This window comes from Pseudomonas sp. XP1, assembly GCF_053557675.1.
On the sequence record NZ_JBNRIJ010000007.1, the window covers coordinates 94,608 to 96,153 of the forward strand.

Here is a 1,546-nt window from a genome sequence, read left to right on the forward strand (position 1 = left end):
GAATAATTATCGTTAGTTAATGCATTCGTTCCGGGGGGACGCTGCTTGTCTTCTGCACAGAGCCCACACGCCGATCTGGTCGGTGCGCTGTACCGCGACCACCGCGGCTGGCTGCTCGCCTGGCTGCAACGCAGCATGGCCTGCCGCCAACGTGCCGAAGACCTGAGCCAGGACACCTTCGTGCGCCTGCTTGGCCGTGCGCAACTGGATACGCCCCGCGAACCCCGCGCGTTCCTGGCCGCCGTGGCCAAAGGCCTGATGTTCGACCACTTCCGCCGCGCAGCGCTGGAACAGGCCTACCTGGCCGAACTGGCCCTGATGCCGGAAGCCGAACAACCTTCCCCGGAAGTGCAACATCTGATCCTTGAGGACCTCAAGGCCATCGACCGCCTGCTCGGCAAGCTGTCGAGCAAGGCCCGCGCAGCATTCCTGCACAATCGCCTGGACGGTATGAGCCATGCCGAAATCGCCGAGCGCATGGGGGTTTCGGTGTCGCGGGTGCGCCAGTACATCGCCCAGGGCATGCGCCAGTGCTACGTGGCCCTGTACGGGGAGCCGACGTGAGCAGTGCACCGGTTTCGTCCCGGGTGCTGGAAGCCGCCATTGCCTGGAAACTCAGCCTCGACAACGGCAGCGGCACACCTGACGAGCGCAGCGAATTCATGCGCTGGCATGCCGCCAGCGAGGAGCACGCCCGCGCCTGGCGCCAGCTCGGCGCCATGGACCAGCGCGTGAGCGCCGCTGCCGGCCAGGCACGCCAGGCCCTGCTGCAATCGCGCGCCGGCCTGCGCCGACGCATCGGCAAGGTCGGCGGCGGGCTGGCCGGCATGTTTCTTTTGGGCTCGCTGCTGGCCTGGGTCGGCGCACCATCGCTGGCACCGAGCTACTGGCTGGCCGACCAGCGTACCGCCACCGGCGAAATGCGTACCCTGCGCCTGGAAGACGGCACCTTGCTGAGCCTGAACAGCCACACTGCCGTGGACATCGACTACGCCGGCGAGCAACGGGTGATCGTGCTGCATCAGGGCGAGATTTCGGTCGAAACCGGCCATCAGGACCCGCGCCCGCTGCTGGTGCGCACCGAAGATGGCCGCCTTCGCCCACTGGGCACGCGCTTCCTGGTGCGCCGCGAGGACGACGGCACGCGCCTGGAAGTGCTGCAAGCCTCGGTAGCCGCCATGCCGCTGAACAGTGGCGACGAACAGGTGCTGCGCGAAGGTCAGCAGGTGCTGATGAACGCCAACGGCCTTGGCCGAATCGGCACGGTGCCAGGCGGTGCCGACGCCTGGACCCGCGGCATGCTGGTGGTGGACAACGTACGCCTGGCTGACCTGCTGACCGCGCTCGGCCAGTACCGCAGCGGTTACCTCGGAGTAGACGACAAGGTCGCCAACCTGCGGGTGACCGGCAGCTTCCCGCTGACCGACACCGATCTGGCGCTGTCGTCGCTGGTGCCGGCGCTGCCGGTGAAGGTCGAGCGGCATACCCAGTGGTGGGTGACCGTCGGTCCCAAGTAGGCCTGCACCGGCCTCTTCGCGGGTAAACC

The 1,546-nt window shown here is 67.5% G+C and carries 2 protein-coding genes; both read left to right on the forward strand.

All coding sequences use genetic code 11. The features are described from left to right. Positions 1-45: 45 nt before the first annotated feature. Entirely contained in the window at positions 46-564 is a 519-nt protein-coding gene (locus tag ACK1U9_RS09070; protein ID WP_015268687.1) for an RNA polymerase sigma factor, read from the forward strand. Then, positions 561-1,517: a FecR domain-containing protein gene (locus ACK1U9_RS09075; RefSeq protein ID WP_449109837.1), complete on the forward strand. Its 957-nt coding sequence runs from the start codon at positions 561-563 to the stop codon at positions 1,515-1,517. Before ACK1U9_RS09070 ends, ACK1U9_RS09075 begins: the two co-directional genes overlap by 4 nt. Positions 1,518-1,546 lie beyond the last annotated feature (29 nt).